Here is a 17,125-nt window from a genome sequence, read left to right as displayed (position 1 = left end):
AAGTCAGAAAATATTCCGGACTTCAGTCAGGTATTTCCATGGATTCTATCGCACGTATACGCCGGTTCAACCGGGCCGTCACCCGACAGCTCGGGGCGCTCAACTCGTCTTTCCTGGGGCGTGGCCGCCCGCTTGGTTCTGCGCGGGTGCTCAACCTGATCGGGCGCGGGCAAGGGGATGTCGCGAAACTGCGCGAGGCATTGGCCCTCGATTCCGGGCAGATGAGCCGCCTGTTACGCGGGCTGGAGGGCGAGGGATTGATCGTGATGGAGGACGATCCCGAGGACGGGCGGCGCCGCATCGCGCGGCTCACCGACGCGGGCCAGGCGGAATTCGCGGAATATGAACGGCTCTCCGATGCGCAGGCGGCGGATATCCTGTCTCGCCATCCCGATCACGCCGCGCTGCTGGGGGCGATGGACCTGATCGCGACGTCGTTGACGCGCAGCGAGATCGAGATTGTGCCCTGCGACCCACTCGATCCGCGCGCGCAGTCCTGTCTGGCCAAATATTATGCGGAACTCTCTGCCCGGTTCGACGGGGGCTTCGACGTGAGCCTGTCGAAAGACCCCGAGGCAGCCGAGATGCGTCCGCCCCATGGCACGTTCCTGATCGCCTTATCCGACGGATTGCCGCTGGGCTGCGCAGCCCTGAAGGGCGGGGCGGACTATGCCGAGGTGAAACGCGTCTGGATTGCCCCCGCCGCACGCGGCTTGGGGTTAGCGCGGCAGCTAATGACCGCGCTCGAAGTCTCGGCCCGCGAACTGGGCCACCTGCGCCTGCGGCTCGACACGAATTCAGCGCTGCCCGAAGCGATCGCAATGTACCAGCGCTTCGGCTGGCACGAGATCCCGCGTTACAACAACGATCCCTACCCGGACCGGTTCTTCGAGAAACGCCTGCTCGCTCAGGAATAGGTGTCGAAGAACCCGTTCGGGATCAGCAGATCGTCCCGGCCCAGATCCGCGATCCGGCGCTTGCCACACAGAGCCATCGATGTGTCTAGCTCTTTTTGGATGACCTCGAGCGCCTTGGTTACGCCCGGCTCGCCCATCGCGCCCAGACCGTAGACATAGGCGCGCCCGATCATCACGCCCTTCGCGCCAAGCGCCAGCGCCTTGAGCACGTCCTGCCCCGAGCGGATACCGCTGTCGAGCCAGACTTCGGTCTTGTCGCCGACTGCGTTGACGATCTTCGGCAGCATCCGGATCGAGCTGAGCGCCCCGTCGAGCTGACGCCCGCCATGGTTCGAGACCACGATCGCATCGGCTCCTGTGGCGGCCGCCATCTCGGCATCTTCTTCGCTCAGGATTCCCTTCAGGATCACCTTGCCGCCCCACATGTCCATGAGCTGCTTGATCCGGTCCCAGTTGAGCGACTGATCGAATTTTTCCGCCGTCCAACTTGCCAGCGAGGCGGGATCGGCGGCGCTCTCCACATGGCCAACGATATTGCCGAAGAAGCGCCGCTTGGTCTGCAGCATCTCGATGCCCCAGCGCCATTTCGTGGCCAGATCGGCCAGCACGGCGGGGGTGAATTTCGGCGGCGCCGTCAGGCCGTTCTTCAGGTCCTTGTGCCGCTGCCCCAGCAGCTGCAGATCGACCGTGATGACCAGCGCGGAGCAGCCCGCGGCCCGTGCCCGATCCAGGACGCGCTTGTTATAGTCGTCGTCGGTCAGGGTATAAATCTGGAACCAGAAGGGCTGGCTGACATTCTCGGCCACGTCCTCGATCGAGCAGATCGACATCGTCGACAGCGTGTAGGGTACGCCGAACTTCTCCGCCGCGCGCGCCGCCTTGATCTCGCCATCCGCGCGCTGCATCCCCGTCATCCCGACCGGGGCCAGCGCCACCGGCATCGCGACGTCCTGACCCAGCATCGTCGATTTCGTCGAGCGCCCCGTCATGTCCCGCGCGATCCGCTGGTTGAGCCGGATTTGCGCGAAATCCTCGGTATTCTCGCGGAAGGTCTGCTCGGTATACGAGCCGCTTTCCGCGTAATCGTAGAACATCTTCGGCGTGCGGCGCTTATGCAGACGTTTCAGATCGGCGATGGAGGTGATGACGGGCATGGGGGTTCCTCTCTCCGTGGTTAAGTTTCCTTACCAATCTCGCGAAATTTGCGCAATCACCCATCGCAAGGCTTGCAATCATGCCCGATCCGTTCCCATCTCGCCGGGAGAACACGAAAAGGAGAGCGCCGTGAACGAGGTATGGCTCGGCCTGATGGGCGGCATGGTGGCGGGCGTCGCGACAGCCGCCGGGGCGATCCCGGCGCTCCTGGGTCGCTCGATGAGCCAGCGCACCGCCGATACGATGTTGGGTTTTGCGGCGGGCGTGATGCTCTCGGCGTCGTATTTCTCGCTGATCCTGCCGGGGATCGACGTGGCAGAGACCATGTTCGGCTCTGTCTGGGTCGCCGCCGCCATCGCCGCGATCGGGATCGCCATCGGCGCGGGCTTCGTGGCCTGGCTGAACGCGACCCTGCCGCACGAGCATTTCACCTCCGGCCGTGAGGGTGCCGATGCGGCGCAACTGGCGCGGATCTGGCTCTTCGTGATCGCGATCACCATTCACAACTTTCCCGAAGGTCTGTCGATCGGCGTCGCTTTCGGCGCGGGCAACGAGAACGGCTTCTCGGTTATGACTGGCATCTCGCTGCAAGACATCCCGGAAGGCCTCGCCGTGGCCGTCGCGCTGATCGGGCAGGGCTATTCTCGGCGGAAGGCCTTCTTCGTCACCGCGATGACCGGGGCGGTCGAACCCGTGGGCGCGCTGGTCGGCGCAGCTGCCGTGTCGGTCTCCGGCGCACTACTGCCATGGGGGCTGACCTTTGCAGCGGGTGCCATGCTATACATCATCAGCCACGAAATTCTCCCCGAAACCCACCGCAACGGGCACCAGAACCGCGCGACCGCCGGGCTACTCTTCGGCCTGATCCTGATGATGTTCCTCGACGTGACGCTTGGCTGATCCCTCTTTACTTCCGCGCTGCCCCAGCGTAAGCGCCATGCATGATCGTAAGGACCGCATATATTTCCCGTCCCCGACGTCGCCGCTGAAGCGCCTGACGTCCGATCTGCCGTGGCCTGCCGCCACACCCAATCCCAAATCGCTGACCGAAGGCCCCCGAATGTTGACAGCCCCCCGGGACTGTTGCACGAATTTGCCTTCCCTTACTGGAGCTTGACCCCGATGATCCCCTCCGTCCTGCCGACCTATAATCGCGCACCGCTCGCCTTCGTTAAGGGCGAAGGTTCCTGGCTCGAGACGGCGGATGGGAACCGATATCTCGATATGGGCGCTGGGATCGCGGTGAATGCGCTGGGTCATGCCGCGCCGGAACTGGTCGAGGCGCTGACCGAGCAGGCCGCGAAGCTTTGGCACGTCTCGAATCTCTACCAGATCCCGCAACAGCAGGCGCTGGCCGATGCGCTGGTCGAGAAGACCTTCGCCGATACGGTCTTCTTCACCAATTCCGGCACCGAGGCTGCGGAACTCGCGATCAAGATGGCGCGGAAATACTGGTCCTCGAAAGGCGAGGACCGGGTGGAGATCATCACCTTCGAGGGCGCCTTCCACGGCCGCTCCACCGGTGCGATCTCGGCCACGCCGAAATCGGAAAAGATGGTGAAGGGCTTCGGCCCGCTGCTGCCCGGCTTCACCCAGCTTCCCTGGGGCGATCACGAGGCGCTCAAGGCTGCCGTCACCGACAAGACCGCCGCCATCCTGATCGAGCCGATCCAGGGCGAAGGCGGCATCCGCCCGGTGCCCGATCAATGCCTGAAAGGGCTGCGCGATCTCTGCGACGAGACCGGCGCGCTCCTGATCTTCGACGAGGTGCAATGCGGCGTGGGCCGCTCTGGCCGGCTGTTCGCGCATGAATGGGCAGGCGTCACGCCCGATATCATGATGGTCGCGAAAGGCATCGGCGGGGGCTTCCCGCTGGGTGCTGTTCTGGCCACCGAAGACGCCGCCTCCGGCATGGTCGCGGGCACGCATGGCTCGACCTATGGCGGTAACCCGCTGGGCTGCGCCGTCGGCGCCAGGGTGATGGAGATCGTCTCCGAGCCCGCTTTCCTCGACCAGGTGAATGCCAAGGCAGGTTTCCTGCGCCAGAAGCTCGAAGGGCTGATCGCGGCGCATCCCGAAACGTTCGAAAGCGTGCGCGGCACCGGACTGATGCTGGGGCTCAAATGCAAGCGCGCGCCGGCCGATCTCGTGGCCGCCGCCTATGACCAGCACCTGCTGACCGTCCCGGCGGCGGATAACGTGCTGCGCCTGCTGCCCGCGCTGAACATTTCCGAGGCCGATCTGGCCGAGGCGGTGACCCGGCTCGATGCCGCCGCGTCGCAACTCGAAAAGGCCGCCTGACTTCCTCTTGGCGTAAATATCCTCGGGGGCTGCGCGGGAGCGCAGCGGGGCGGACAGCCCCTCAGGCCCCTCCACGAAAGACAAACCGATGAACCATTTCCTCGATATCCACAAAACCGACCCCGCCGCGCTGCGGTCCATGATCGACCAGGGCATCGCGATGAAGCAGGCCCGCAACGGTCGTCCGAAAGGCGCGCCCGATGACGAGCAGCCGCTCGCCGGGCACATGGTCGCTCTGATCTTCGAGAAGCCCTCGACCCGGACCCGCGTCAGCTTCGATGTCGGCGTGCGTCAGATGGGCGGGCAATCGATGGTACTCTCGGGCGCGGATATGCAGCTGGGCCATGGCGAGACCATCGCCGATACCGCCCGCGTTTTGTCGCGCTACGTCGATCTGATCATGATCCGGACCTTCGAGGAGGAAACACTGCTCGAGATGGCCGAATATGCCTCGGTGCCGGTGATCAACGGCCTGACCGACCGCACTCACCCCTGCCAGATCATGGCCGATGTTATGACCTATGAAGAGAAGCGCGGGCCGATCGCGGGCAAGAAGGTGGTCTGGTCGGGCGACGGCAACAACGTCTTCGCCAGCTTCGCCCATGCCGCGGCGCAGTTCGGCTTCGATCTGACCTTCACCGGGCCGGAAACGCTCGACCCCGAACGTGCGTGGCTCGACTTGGCCGAGAAGGCGGGGCACCCGATCACGATAGAGCGCGATCCGATCAAGGCGGTCGAAGGCGCCGATCTGGTTGTCACCGACACTTGGGTGTCGATGCATGATCCGGAATCCGCGAAGGAGCGTCGCCACAACCAGCTGCGGCCCTACCAGGTCAACGAGGAGCTGATGAGCCACGCCAAGGCCGACGCGCTTTTCATGCATTGCCTGCCCGCGCACCGCAATGACGAGGCGACGAGCGGCGTCATGGACGGCCCAGCCTCGGTGATCTTCGACGAGGCAGAGAACCGTCTGCATGCGCAAAAGGCGGTGATGCGCTACTGCCTCGGCAAGTGACGACAGAAGCCGGGCAGGGGGTCACTCCAGCCCGGCGATGATCGCGCGCAGCGTCTCGATCCCTTCGCCTTTTTCGGACGAGGTCAGTACGATCTCGGGGAAGGCGGCGGGGTGTTTGGCCAGCGCCTTACGCACCTGATCCAGCACCTTTTCGCAATCTTTCGCGCTGACCTTGTCGGCCTTCGTCATCACGACCTGAAATGGGACGGCGGCGCGGTCAAGCAGCGTCAGGATCTCCTCGTCCACCGCTTTGACGCCGTGGCGCGTGTCGATCAGCACGAAGGCGCGACGCAGCGTTGCGCGGCCCGACAGGTAATCCTTCAGCAACGCCTGCCATTTCGCGACCACCGCGACCGGGGCCTGCGCGAAGCCGTAGCCCGGAAGGTCGACCAGATAGGGTCCGTCCTGCGTGGTGAAATAGTTGATCTCCTGCGTGCGGCCCGGCGTGTTCGATGCGCGCGCGAGGTTGCGGCGGTTCGTGAGCGCGTTGATCAGGCTTGACTTGCCGACATTGGATCGTCCCGCGAAGCAAACCTCAATGCGGTCGGCGGGTGGTAGCCCCTTCATCGCGACGACGCCCTTGAGGAAATCGACGGGGGCGGCGAACAGCTTGCGCCCACGCTCACGCGCGAAATCGTCGGGCTCTTCGGCCAGCGGGAAATTCAACTCCATCAGAGTACCTCGATCTTGTCGCCGCGCGCGATGCGGCCCTGTTTGGTGACGAGGCAGAACACGCCAAGGTCGGTATGCCCGTAATGGCGTTCCAGCTCTGCCAGCATGTCGATATCGCGCTCGCCCGTCTCGATACTGCCGTCCGTCGCGCGACAACGCCCGATACAGGCGCGCAGTTGCAGCTCTGCCTCGCCCACGCGTACCGTTTTCCCGATCAGGTCCATCTCGGCGAAGGGCTCCCAGCCCTCGACCCAGAGATTGGCGCGGAAGCGGCGGCGGTCGATGTGCTTGCCCACGCGCGCCGAGAGATCGTCGAGCGAAGCCTGCCCGATCAGCGAGACATAGGGCAGGGGATCATCGGTGAAAGCCCGGTCGGGGCCGCGTACCAGCGCGGTCGGGCGCGGCGCGCTCTCAGGCCAGAACGGGCGCAGCCATTCCAACAGTTTGCGCTGGTCGAGCTCACGCTCGGGATCGATCTCGAGATGCCATTGCTCGGGGTGCTCCAGCAGAATGTGTCCGTTCTCGAGCATCCGCGACGTCACCCCCATCAGGCCCGGCGCGGAACGTCCGATCACGAAGTTGATCTTCTGGCCCCAGCCATCCGCGCGCCCCTCCGCATCGACACCGATCTTGGAGCGCTCATGCAGCACCGCCCACTCCCGGTCGCAAGGCAAGACGCGCCCCTCTTCAAGGGACGCGTCCTTCAGTTCCTCTACCCCGATCGACTTGATCGGATGTCGGTAGATGCGAGAGAGCGTTACGCTCATTTCTTCTCTTCGGCGGGTTTCTTCCGCGAGAAGCTCTCTTTGATATTGCCGAACAGGTCCGGCCGCTTCCCGTGCATCGACATGATCGTGTACTGCTGGATGAACGTGATCGTGTTGTTCGTGATCCAGTAAAGCACGAGGCCCGAGGCGAAGCTGCCCAGCATGAACATGAAGACCCACGGCATCCACGCGAAGATCATCGCCTGAGTCTTGTCCGTCGGCGCCGGGTTCAGGCGCTGCTGGAACCACATCGAGACACCCAGCAGGATCGGCAGGATACCGAGCGACAGGATGAAGAGCGGCGAGCCCGGATCGGGCGCTGCGAAGGGCAGCAGGCCGAACAGGTTCAGGATCGAGGTCGGATCGGGGGCCGAAAGGTCGTGGATCCAGCCGATCCACGGCGCGTGATACAGTTCGATCGTGACGTAGATCACCTTATAGAGCGAGAAGAAGATCGGGATCTGGATCAGAAGCGGCAGACAGCCCGCGGCGGGGTTCACCTTGTGCTTCTTGTAGAGCTCCATCATGCCCTGCTGCATCTTCTGGCGGTCGTCGCCAGCGGCCTCTTTCATCTTCTCCATCTCGGGCTGCAGTTCTTTCATGCGCGCCATCGAGATGTAGGACTTCCGTGCCAGCGGGAAGACGATCAGCTTGATGATGAAGGTCAGCGCGATGATCGCCCAGCCCATGTTGCCGATCGCGCCATGCAGGAAGTGCAGGAGGCGGAACATCGGCTTGGTGAGGAAGTAGAACCAGCCCCAGTCGAGCGAGTCGACGAATTTCGGGATCGGGACATTGTCCTGATAGTCGCGCAGGGTTTCCCATTCCTTCGCACCGGCGAAGAGGTGGGTCTGCGCGTCACCCTTGGCGCCCGGCGCGACGTCGATCACCGGCAGGCGGGTCTCGGTCTGGTAGATGTCGGACTTCTCGCCCGAATATTTCACCACCGAGGTGAAGGGGCCCGAGATCGGCGCCAGAACGGTCTGCCAGTATTTGTCGGTAAAGCCCGTCCAGCCGGCGTCCTTCACCTGCTTGATCTCGGCCTGACCCTCGGCGCCCTTGTTATCGAGCTTGGTGATGTTCTTGTATTTGATCTCTTGGAGATTGCCGTCATCCATCGCCACGAGGCCTTCGTGGAGCACGTAGACGCGGCGCTCCTCGGGGATGCCGTGACGCGCGATGATCCCGTAGGGGGCAAGCTTCACGGCGGCGTCGGTGCCGTTCTGCACCGACTGCTTGATCGTGAAGAGATACTTGTCATCGACAGAGATCTCGCGCCGGAAGGTCAGGCCGTGGCCGTTGTCCCACTGAAGCGTCACAGGCGTGTCGGGCGTGAGTTTGCCGTTGCCGACCTGCGTCCAGACCGTATTCGGGCCGGGCACCTGATCGCCCGGCAGACCGCCCGCGGGCAGCCAGCCATAGACGACGTAATAGGGCAGGGTCGAATTGTCGGTATTGCCGCTGATGGGCGAGAGGAGACGCACGTCGGGCGAATCTTTCGCCAGCGTTTCCTTGTATTTCTTGAGCGACAGGTCGTCGAAGCGCCCGCCGAGAGTCGAGATCGAACCCTCGACCGCCGGGGTGTCGATCGCGATGCGCGCGGCGCTTTGGGCTTGGGCGCTCGCGGTTTGCGACATGGTCGCCGTATCGACCGGCGCGCCGGTGGTGTCGGCCGCAGACTTCGGTGCGATATCAGTGCTTTCGGGCGTCGCGGCCTGTTGCGTGGTCACCTCGCTCGGCGGGGTCGTCGTGTCCTGCGTGGGCGGGAAGAAATAGGTCCAGACGCCCAGCACGACTGCGGAGAGTACCACCGCGAGAATGAGATTCTTGTTTTGGTTGTCCATGAAACCCTAAGTCCACAAGCCTGTCGAAAACTTGCATGGGTTCAACAGAAGGGGCAGCCAAAGGTCAAGCCATTTTCCCTTGAAACGATCGATCGGGCACGGTTTGCCTCTGCGTGCTTGGTCACGATGCCGGGCGCGCGGCGGCGGAGCGCGGTCTGCGGGGCCGCTCAACGCCGGCCGATTTGCGGCGTCGCGGCGAGCTTGGTGCGGTGCCGTTCTGCCCAATCGAGAAATTCGCTGATCGGCATCGGGGCGGCGATCGCCGGGCCTTGCACCGCTGAGCAGCCCAGCTGGCACAGCATCGCGTGCTCGGCGATACCCGGCACCCCTTCGGCGAGCGTTTTCAGCCCCAGACCTTCGGCCATCGATACGATCGCGGCGGTCAGGCGCTGGTGTTCGGTGTTGTGGTCGATCTGTGCGGTGAGCGAGCGATGGATGCGCAGCCGCTGCGGTCCGAGCCGGTGGATCGTTTCTGCCGAGACGGGGCCGGAGCCGAACCCCGCCAGTTCGATCAGGCAGCCGAGGCGTTTGATTTCGTGCAGCGTGCGACAGCAAACCGGATCGTCGAGCCGCGCCACCATCGCCTGCGGGACGATCAGCCGCAGCCGGTTCGGGGCGATCCCGAAGCGGTCGAATTCCCAGGCCAGCCGCTCGGCCAGTCTCGGGTCGCCCATCTGGCCGTGCAGGAATGGCAGCGAGGCCGGGCCGAAGTCGCTGCCGTCGCGCGAGATGTCGCGCAGCGCACCGAAGGCCGCGTAGAGCATCACCTCGGAGAAGCGCGCGCCGAGCCCTGCAGCTTCGATCGCGGGAAGAATCTCGCTTTCGGTCAGGATCCCGCGCTGCGCGTGAAGCCAGCGCGGGATTGCCTGAAATCCCACGATGTCCCCGGTATCAGTGGATATCTGCGGCAGGAAGAACGCCTTTATATGCCCGGCCTCCAGTGCCTCCCTCACGCTGGCGGATAGCGGGTGCGGGCCCGGCTCTTTCATGACGATCTTGTTGGAACGGGAGGAGCGGATCGCGCCGGGGCCGCTGCGCATCGCGCGCTCGGCGGCGGTTTCGGCGCGCGACAGGGCCGCCTCCGCCTCCGCATGGGCGTGCGCTTCGGCCTTGGCCAGCGTGGCGGCGTCCTCGCGATGGGCAGGGGGCGCATCACTCCGGCCCACGAGGTGAAAGCCGATATGCATGGTGATCTGTTCGGTCTGTGCCGCGATCGAGTAAGGCTCGCTTACCGCTTCCTGCAGGCGCCCGCAAAGCTGGATCATGCCCTCGAGCCCGAGGCGTGGCGTCGGGCGCAGCAGGACCGCGAAACGGGCACCCTCCCATCGGGTGACTACGTCGCCGCTGCGCAGCTGCCCCTGAAGCCGCTCGCCGATCCGGCGCAGCAGCAGGTCGAAGTCCCGGGCCGGCAGGCGCCGGAGCGCCTGCTCCGGCGCGTCGAGGCCGAGGATCAGGCAGCCGGTCGGGCGATTGCGCGCCCGCGCGTCCTGCAGGGATGCGGCCATTTCGGAGATCGCGGCATTTGGCGGCGGCAGGCCGGTAGCGGGGTCGCAGCCTTCCTCGTCAGTCTCAAGCGGGACGGGCAGGGGACGGGTCATCCATCCCACTAGAAGCGCGGTAAGGCCGATCAACACCATCGCCTCGGGCCCCACCCAAAGCAGGGCGAGCCCACAGGCCGGTACGAAGGCGATCATCTCGCGGCGGAGCAGAACCGGCCCCGGCTTGCCATGATATTTTGCGCGCAGCTCTGATTTGCGGGCGGCGCGCTTGCCCCCGTCCTTTCCCATGACACCTACCCCCGTGGCACATGCAGGCCCCTCAGGAGCCCCCTTCGCAGGCGAGGTTAGGCGCAATTGGTATTCAGCCGGTTAATCGCGCTCGCGCAAAACCGGGACGTTTTCGTTAAAATCCGCTTCACTCTCCGCGCGCCGCTCGAGCCCCGCGAAATCGAAGATCGCGGGGTCGCACAGGTGCGAGGGGCGCGCGTTGAGTAGCGCCTTGAACATCTTGTTGCGGCGGCCGGGGGCATTCTTCTCCCAGCCGTCGAGCATCATCTTCACCTGCTGGCGCTGCAGCCCGTCCTGAGAGCCGCAGAGATCGCAAGGGATGATCGGATAGTCCATCGCGCGGGCGAATTTCTCGCAATCTTCCTCCGCGACGAAGGCGAGCGGTCGATAGACGAAGAGATCGCCTTCCTCATTCAGCAGTTTGGGCGGCATCGTCGCAAGGCGCGAGCCGTGGAACAGGTTCATGAAGAAAGTCTCGAGAATGTCGTCGCGGTGATGACCCAGCACGACGGCCGAGCAGCCTTCCTCGCGCGCGATGCGATAGAGGTTGCCGCGCCGCAGCCGCGAGCAAAGCGCGCAATAGGTGCGGCCCTGCGGGACCTTGTCCATCACGATCGAATAGGTGTCCTGATATTCGATCCGGTGCGGCACGCCCATCTTCTCGAGGAATTCCGGAAGCACGGTCGCGGGGAAGCCCGGCTGGCCCTGATCGAGATTGCAGGCCAGCAGCTCCACCGGCAGCAGCCCGCGCCATTGCAGCTCGTGCAGCACGGCCAGCAGCGTGTAGCTGTCCTTGCCGCCCGACAGGCAGACCAGCCAGCGTTGACCGCGTTCGATCATGCCGTATTTCTCGATCGCCTCGCGGGTTTCGCGCACGATGCGCTTGCGCAGTTTCTTGAACTCGGTCGTCGAGGGCGCTCCTGCGAAAAGCGGATGGATCGGGCTGTCTTCGTCATCAAGCATCTGGAGTGTCCTTCGCGTCATGCGCATGGGCGCAACGATGGGCGGCGTCATGTTCGGGATCGGCGCCAGGCACCGGGTCGTAGCCATGCCCGCCCCAGGGGTGGCAGCTGAGGAGCCGTTTCCCGGCAAGCCATCCCCCTTTCAGTGCGCCGTGCCTCTCGAGCGCTTCGAGCGCATAGACCGAGCAAGTCGGCTGGTAGCGGCAGCCGTGCCCCATCCAGGGGCTGAGCAGCAAGCGATAGGCATGAACCGGCAGGGCGAGGATTCGGGCGAGGGGGCTCATTTGCGTTTGCTCCCCTTGGGTTTGCGCGGTCTCGGCGGGGTGATCGGCAAATCGTGAATGATCGTGAGCACGGTCTCGAATTCGGCCCGCATGGCGGCGAAGTCGCGCGTTGCGGTCGCCTCGGGGCGCCCGACCAGAACATAGTCCCAGCCCGGCCGACCCGCCTTGGGCAGAACGGCGCGGGCGATTTCGCGCAGACGCCGTTTCGCGCGATTGCGCGCCACCGCATTGCCGAGCTTCTTCGAGCAGGTGAAACCCACGCGGATCAGATCGGGGGCGACGGGCTCGTCTTCGCGGCGTTTGCGCGCCTGCAGCAGAAAGCCGGGCATCCCCTTACGCTGCGCAGAGGCCGCTTTCAGGAAATCCGCCCGCTGCCGCAGAACCGCGGTCGGGCGAGTCGGATCATCTGAGCGTATGGCGGCCATCAGGGGACCTCCGGCGAATAAACGGCGCGCAAAATAGCGAAGCCGCCGGTCTTTTCACCGATCCGACCCGAGGGCCCGACCTGCGAAAAGCATCCGGCGGCGTCAAAAGCCAGTCGCGGCTGTAACGGCCTTAAGCCGACAGACGCTTACGGCCCTTCGCGCGACGGGCGTTGAGAACCCGGCGTCCACCCTTCGTGGCCATGCGGCTGCGGAAGCCGTGGCGACGGGCGCGAACGAGGTTCGACGGCTGGAACGTGCGTTTCATCGTTTTCACTCCGGTTCGGGCCCAGAAACAGGATTCGAGGGCCAGATAGCATTTCGAAGCCGCTCTTTAGTGACCTCTCCCCGGCAAGTCAATTCGCGAAAGCGGGTTTTTTCCGGCTTTTCCGGTCGCTTCGCATGGATCGTGACCGCTCACGGGGTTTTGCCTTTCGTGCGAGCCACCTATCTTGTGCACAAAGAGCGGCTGACGCGCAGGATGGCATCCTTGCATCCTGACGGGCGGTGCATCAAGAGTGACAGTGAAGGGGACAGGCCGACGCTGCGGGGCGGCTCTGCGTTTGATAGGCGATGAAAGTGAACACTCTTTCAGGACGGTTTCTGATCCTGACCACGGTTTTCGTGGTGCTCGCCGAGGCGTTGATCCTTTTGCCGGGGCTGGCGAATTTCCGTGAGGACTATCTTCTTACGCGACTCGAGCGGGCGCAAATCGCCTCGCTCGCGCTGCTGACCACAGACACCACCATCGCGCCCGATCTGGAAAAGGAACTGCTCTCCAACGCGGGCGTCTTCAACGTCGTGCTGCGCAGAGATGCGGCGCGGCAGCTGGTGTTGTCCTCTCCGATTCCCTCGCCCGTGACCGAAACCTACGATTTGCGCGATTCGACCGAATGGACGCGCATCCGTGACGCGGTGCATGCGCTCTTCGATTCCGAGGATCGCGTAATCCGGGTGCTGGGGCAGCCGGTGCAGAAGGGCGGCATCGTGATCGAGGTGACGCTCGCGACCGAGCCGATGCGGATCGCGATGGTGGAATACGGGCTACGGCTCCTGTCGATCTCGGCGGTCTTCTCCGTGATCACCGCCGTTCTGCTGTTCCTGCTGGTGCGGCGCTTGATGGTCGTGCCGATCAAGCGGCTTGTAGCGCATATGTCATCCTACGCGGACGCGCCCGAAGACGCGCGGCGTATCATAACCCCGCAGGCCAGCGTCGAGGAACTGCGCGTGGCGGAAGAGGCCTTGGCCTCGATGCAGCAGCAGCTCACCGCGTCGCTGCGCCAGAAGGAGCGTCTCGCACAGCTGGGGCAAGCGGTCGCCAAGATCAGCCACGACCTGCGCAACATCCTGACCACGGCGCAGCTCTTCGCCGACCGTATGGAAAGCTCGGACGATCCGGGCGTGAAGCGCGCGGCGCCGAAGCTGACCGGCTCGATCGAGCGCGCGATCAACCTTTGTGAAACGACGCTCGCCTTCGGCAAGGCCAAGGAGCCGCCGCCGACGCTGTCGCGCTTCATGTTCGGCGAGCTGGCGCAGGAAGTTCTGGAAAACGAGGAACACCCGAGCGAAGGCCCGGTCGTCGATTTCGTCACCGACATGCCGCCGAACCTGGTAATCCGTGCCGACCGCGAGCAGCTCTACCGCGTGCTCAACAACCTCGTGCGCAATGCCCGTCAGGCGATCGAGGCCACCGGAAAGAACGGTACGGTAGAGATCGGCGCAGGCGAGAATTCCGAAGGTTGGTGGATTCGCGTGCAGGACAGTGGCCCCGGACTGCCCGAGACCGCCCGCGAACATCTCTTCAAGCCGTTCACCGGGGGCACCCGAGCGGGCGGTACGGGGCTCGGCCTCGCTATTGCCGCGGAGTTGATTCGTGGCCATGGCGGGCGGCTGGACCTCGTTCGTACCGATGGGAGCGGCACCGAGTTTCGCATCTTCCTGCCCTCCGATGTCGCGTTGGATTGTGTCTCCGAGAAGGGCGCCGGCGCAATCTCCTGAGCCCGTGCGGGGTTACGCGCCGGCAGCGATGCACCCATCCGCAGGGCTGCCGCGAGGGCATCCGGGAATTTTGACGGTTTTGCGAAATTGCCGCGAATTTGCTCTTGCATCGCTCCGACGTGGCCGTTACATCGCCCCACATAAGCGGACCCGTAGCTCAGCTGGATAGAGCACTTGACTACGAATCAAGGGGTCGGGCGTTCGAATCGTCCCGGGTCCGCCATTTCTCTCCCTTCCGAAATATAGATGATCAGCACACCACTGATGCGGTTACGCGCGCGGTGATAGCTGTCAAGCGCTGGCGTGGCTGCAGTCCCAGACGTTGCGCATGACGTATGGCAGAGGCTTAGGTGCGTGGTGTCCGGAGTATCACGCCGCCGGGACCCGGCCTCGCGCTCGACTGTGCGATTTGCGTGGCTTTGCGCGTCGCGACCGACTGCGGCATCTCTAAAAGCTCTGTGCTGCGGCACCGGGATTGGCGTCTGTCTCTCGGCCAACAAGGTGCCCGGTATCCGCGCAGCCCAGACCCACGACACCTATTCGGCGGGCAAGGCGGCGACCTCGAACAATGCGCATATCATCACGATGGGCGCGTGGGTCGTGGGTGCGGAGCTCGCGAAAGACATCGCCGATGCCTTCCTGGCCTCGTCCTTCGATCCCGAGGGGAAATCGGCGGACAACGTTCAGGCCATTGACGCGGTCGATGCCAAGTATCACACGACGGTCTGAGCGAACTCCCGAGGGTCGGGCGGTTCGCCGCCCGGTCCCAACTCACTGACGGAATTCCCACATGCTGACCTTGCCGAACGACCGTCCCTCGCAGGCGGCGCACCTGCGTGACTGCCTGCCTGCTGGCGGGCTTGGAGAGATCATCGCCGCGCTGGCGAATGCCTTGCCGCCGATCGAGCAGCGGCTCGCGGCGGGCAGGTTGCCCGGCGATCCGGCCGCGCCCTGTGGTCAGAATGAGAGCGGCGATGTGCAGAAGGCGCTCGATGTTGGCGCGCATGACCACATCATTGCGGCGCTTGCCGGGCTGGGTGTGCGGCACATGCTGTCGGAAGAGGCCGAAGAGGTCGAACTGCTCGACCCGGAAGGCCGCTTCGATCTCGCGATCGATCCGATCGACGGGTCGGGCTCGATCGGTATCGGCGCGCCGCTCGGGATGCTGTTCGCGATCTATCCGACCGGGCCCGCCGATTTCCGGCGTCCTGGTTCGGAGGCAATCGCGGCGGGTTATGCCTCCTTCGGACATTCGCTGGATTTCGGGTTCACGGCCGGGCAGGGGGTGCAGATCGCCACCTATGACGGCGAGGACTTCCGCATGACGGCGCAGGATGTCCGGCTGTCGCCCAAAGCGTCGACCATTGCCTACAACGCCTCTAACGAGCGCCATTGGAGCCCGGGGCTGCAACGCTGGGCCGCAGAGTTGCGCGCCGGGGCAGAGGGCCCGCGCGGGCGCGATTTCAACATGCGCTGGCTGGCGGCGGCGGCCGGTGAATTGCACCGTATCCTGCTCAAGGGCGGCGCGTTCCTCTATCCAGCCGACCGACGCGAGGGGTATCGAGGGGGGCGGCTGCGGCTGGCCTATGAGGCGGTGCCGATCGCCTGTCTGATCGAAGCGGCAGGCGGCCGCGCCACCGATGGCACCAAGCGCATCCTCGATCTCGTACCGGAGGCGCCGCACCAGAACGTGCCGCTCGTGTTCGGCGCGGCGGAAGAGGTCGAGATCATCAAGACATATCTTTCGGAGGAGACCTGACCTATGGACCGCATCACGCTACGCCAATTGCTGGCGGCGCGCTGAGCACGTCGCCTGTCGAGGCCAGCCACAAGTGCGGCACATGTTGAGCGATTTTCTCCATGGCCCCGGAATGCCGCAGAAACCACGCTTTCCGTTCGAAGACGCGCAACGGGATACGAGCCCCAATGCGAAGAAGCTATCGTCGCGATCGCGAGCGGCCGTTCTCCGACGAACAGGCCGCGCGCACGAGTGAGTTGGCGGCGCGCAAAGGACGACCTCGGTGGACGCTACTCGACGAAGTACAACGCCTGTGTCGGTCGCGTCCCGAAGCGCGCGCTCGCCCGATTGAGGTCGACAAGGCTGCGTTGGCGCACACTCCACGTCCTCACGGTGTCGTTCGCTGGCGGAAGAAAGCCCTATGCGGGGGAGCCTAAGCGCAAGGCAACCGGACCGCGCCGGCGCGCGGCGAACTTCTCAGGACAAGCGCGATGTGATCGGATGCGTTTTCGGAAGTTTGTTTGGTGGAGCCAAGGGGAGTCGAACCCCTGACCTCTTGAATGCCATTCAAGCGCTCTCCCAACTGAGCTATGGCCCCACCGGAGGTCCAGCGGGTCAGGCCCGCTGTGTGGGGAGGCGTATAGGCAAAGCGTCGGGGCGGCGCAAGAGGAATTTGTTGTGAAGGCGGGGGAAATTTTCGTCCGCTGCGTATTCCCGTGCGTCACCTGAGCGGCGCTGGCCTAGAGGGCGCGTCGGGGCAGGGGAGAAGCGGGAAAGGCACGGCCTCACGTCCGGAAAAAGAAAAAGGCGCGACGGTTTCCCGTTGCGCCTTGATCTCTCGTCCGAGCAGCCCAGCCGATCAGTTGTCTTCCTTGTCCTCGGTGCTGACATCCGCGATGTCATCGAGCGAGACATTGTCGTCATCGTCGTCATCGTCGAGCAGATCGTCGTCGAGATCCACGTCGCCGTTATCGTCGTCGAGATCGTCATCGTCGAGATTGACGTCGTCATCTTTCTGCGACGACGTCTTGTCGGTCACGAGCGTGCGACCGCTGCCCGAGGTCAGAGCCTCGAGGGTGAAGGTGTTGTTGCAGACCGGGCAGGTCATCGGGTCGTTATTCAGGTCGTAAAAGCGGCTCGCGCAATGCGGGCACAGACGCTTGACGCCCCATTCCTCTTTCGGCATGGAATTCTCCTGCGCACTTATATCCAGCAGAGTCGCAGCCAACTGCCACATGCCGCGCAGGGTGTCAAAGCCTTTTC

Annotated in this window: 17 protein-coding genes and 2 tRNA genes; 8 read left to right on the top strand and 11 right to left on the bottom strand. The window is 64.3% G+C overall.

Annotated elements, in window-relative coordinates; translation table 11 throughout:
* Positions 1–38: 38 nt before the first annotated feature.
* Positions 39–917, top strand: coding sequence for a helix-turn-helix domain-containing GNAT family N-acetyltransferase (locus tag B6V74_RS03455; RefSeq protein WP_088719105.1), 879 nt, complete (start codon positions 39–41; stop codon positions 915–917).
* Here the strand turns inward: B6V74_RS03455 and B6V74_RS03450 are convergent.
* On the bottom strand, positions 908–2,071 hold the full coding sequence (locus B6V74_RS03450) for an alpha-hydroxy acid oxidase (RefSeq protein ID WP_088721954.1): 1,164 nt from the start codon (positions 2,069–2,071) through the stop codon (positions 908–910). The two genes, B6V74_RS03455 and B6V74_RS03450, sit on opposite strands and share 10 nt — an antisense overlap.
* 154 nt (positions 2,072–2,225) lie before the next feature.
* On the opposite strand from B6V74_RS03450, the gene B6V74_RS03445 reads away from it, so the two are divergent.
* The 3 genes from B6V74_RS03445 to argF all read left to right on the top strand — a co-directional run bounded on the left by B6V74_RS03445 (position 2,226) and on the right by argF (position 5,388).
* The gene (locus tag B6V74_RS03445; protein WP_088719409.1) at positions 2,226–2,972 is read left to right on the top strand and encodes a ZIP family metal transporter; all 747 of its coding nucleotides are present in this window, start codon (positions 2,226–2,228) and stop codon (positions 2,970–2,972) included.
* 222 nt (positions 2,973–3,194) lie between these two features.
* Positions 3,195–4,373, top strand: a complete 1,179-nt coding sequence (locus B6V74_RS03440; protein ID WP_088721953.1) for an aspartate aminotransferase family protein — start codon at positions 3,195–3,197, stop codon at positions 4,371–4,373.
* An 88-nt stretch (positions 4,374–4,461) separates the two neighbouring features.
* The gene (gene argF / locus B6V74_RS03435; protein ID WP_088719102.1) at positions 4,462–5,388 is read left to right on the top strand and encodes an ornithine carbamoyltransferase; all 927 of its coding nucleotides are present in this window, start codon (positions 4,462–4,464) and stop codon (positions 5,386–5,388) included.
* A gap of 21 nt (positions 5,389–5,409) precedes the next feature.
* On the opposite strand, the gene yihA is transcribed toward argF, so the two are convergent.
* The 8 genes from yihA to rpmH form a co-directional block, all read right to left on the bottom strand.
* Positions 5,410–6,060 (bottom strand): ribosome biogenesis GTP-binding protein YihA/YsxC, encoded by a 651-nt coding sequence (gene yihA, locus B6V74_RS03430; RefSeq protein WP_075776237.1) that lies wholly within the window; start codon positions 6,058–6,060, stop codon positions 5,410–5,412.
* Positions 6,060–6,827 (bottom strand): MOSC N-terminal beta barrel domain-containing protein, encoded by a 768-nt coding sequence (locus B6V74_RS03425; protein ID WP_088721952.1) that lies wholly within the window; start codon positions 6,825–6,827, stop codon positions 6,060–6,062. The genes yihA and B6V74_RS03425 overlap by 1 nt, the downstream gene beginning before the upstream one ends.
* Positions 6,824–8,671, bottom strand: a complete 1,848-nt coding sequence (yidC, locus tag B6V74_RS03420) for a membrane protein insertase YidC (RefSeq protein ID WP_088721951.1) — start codon at positions 8,669–8,671, stop codon at positions 6,824–6,826. Before yidC ends, B6V74_RS03425 begins: the two co-directional genes overlap by 4 nt.
* A 167-nt stretch (positions 8,672–8,838) precedes the next feature.
* Complete coding sequence (locus B6V74_RS03415) at positions 8,839–10,458, bottom strand: GGDEF domain-containing protein (RefSeq protein WP_088721950.1); 1,620 nt, start codon at positions 10,456–10,458, stop codon at positions 8,839–8,841.
* Between the two features lie 81 nt (positions 10,459–10,539).
* Positions 10,540–11,421, bottom strand: coding sequence for a tRNA 2-thiocytidine(32) synthetase TtcA (ttcA, locus tag B6V74_RS03410; RefSeq protein ID WP_088719098.1), 882 nt, complete (start codon positions 11,419–11,421; stop codon positions 10,540–10,542).
* Complete coding sequence (yidD, locus tag B6V74_RS03405) at positions 11,414–11,704, bottom strand: membrane protein insertion efficiency factor YidD (protein ID WP_075776232.1); 291 nt, start codon at positions 11,702–11,704, stop codon at positions 11,414–11,416. Before yidD ends, ttcA begins: the two co-directional genes overlap by 8 nt.
* Entirely contained in the window at positions 11,701–12,129 is a 429-nt protein-coding gene (gene rnpA, locus B6V74_RS03400; RefSeq protein ID WP_088721949.1) for a ribonuclease P protein component, read from the bottom strand. The genes yidD and rnpA overlap by 4 nt, the downstream gene beginning before the upstream one ends.
* Positions 12,130–12,259: 130 nt before the next feature.
* Positions 12,260–12,394 carry a 50S ribosomal protein L34 gene (rpmH, locus tag B6V74_RS03395; RefSeq protein WP_075776231.1) on the bottom strand — a complete coding sequence of 45 codons (135 nt, stop codon included), beginning with the start codon at positions 12,392–12,394 and terminating at the stop codon, positions 12,260–12,262.
* A gap of 305 nt (positions 12,395–12,699) precedes the next feature.
* Between rpmH and B6V74_RS03390 the strand changes: the two genes are divergently transcribed.
* The 4 genes from B6V74_RS03390 to B6V74_RS03375 all read left to right on the top strand — a co-directional run bounded on the left by B6V74_RS03390 (position 12,700) and on the right by B6V74_RS03375 (position 15,883).
* The gene (locus B6V74_RS03390; RefSeq protein ID WP_075776230.1) at positions 12,700–14,124 is read left to right on the top strand and encodes a HAMP domain-containing sensor histidine kinase; all 1,425 of its coding nucleotides are present in this window, start codon (positions 12,700–12,702) and stop codon (positions 14,122–14,124) included.
* A 146-nt stretch (positions 14,125–14,270) separates the two neighbouring features.
* Positions 14,271–14,347, top strand: a tRNA-Arg gene (locus B6V74_RS03385).
* Positions 14,348–14,427: 80 nt separating this feature from the next.
* Positions 14,428–14,853 (top strand): RpiB/LacA/LacB family sugar-phosphate isomerase, encoded by a 426-nt coding sequence (locus B6V74_RS03380; RefSeq protein WP_346425915.1) that lies wholly within the window; start codon positions 14,428–14,430, stop codon positions 14,851–14,853.
* A 61-nt stretch (positions 14,854–14,914) separates the two neighbouring features.
* Complete coding sequence (locus B6V74_RS03375) at positions 14,915–15,883, top strand: class 1 fructose-bisphosphatase (protein WP_088721948.1); 969 nt, start codon at positions 14,915–14,917, stop codon at positions 15,881–15,883.
* Between the two features lie 501 nt (positions 15,884–16,384).
* On the opposite strand, the gene B6V74_RS03370 is transcribed toward B6V74_RS03375, so the two are convergent.
* Both B6V74_RS03370 and B6V74_RS03365 read right to left on the bottom strand, forming a co-directional pair.
* Positions 16,385–16,460 (bottom strand) — tRNA-Ala (locus tag B6V74_RS03370).
* A gap of 261 nt (positions 16,461–16,721) precedes the next feature.
* Positions 16,722–17,048, bottom strand: a complete 327-nt coding sequence (locus B6V74_RS03365; protein ID WP_075776207.1) for an FYDLN acid domain-containing protein — start codon at positions 17,046–17,048, stop codon at positions 16,722–16,724.
* Positions 17,049–17,125 lie beyond the last annotated feature (77 nt).

Source organism: Thioclava sp. F42-5 (genome assembly GCF_002213195.1).
Lineage (GTDB): Bacteria > Pseudomonadota > Alphaproteobacteria > Rhodobacterales > Rhodobacteraceae > Thioclava > Thioclava nitratireducens.
The sequence above is the reverse complement of the archived record's forward strand: the minus strand, read 5'-3'. Positions and strand labels throughout refer to the sequence as shown.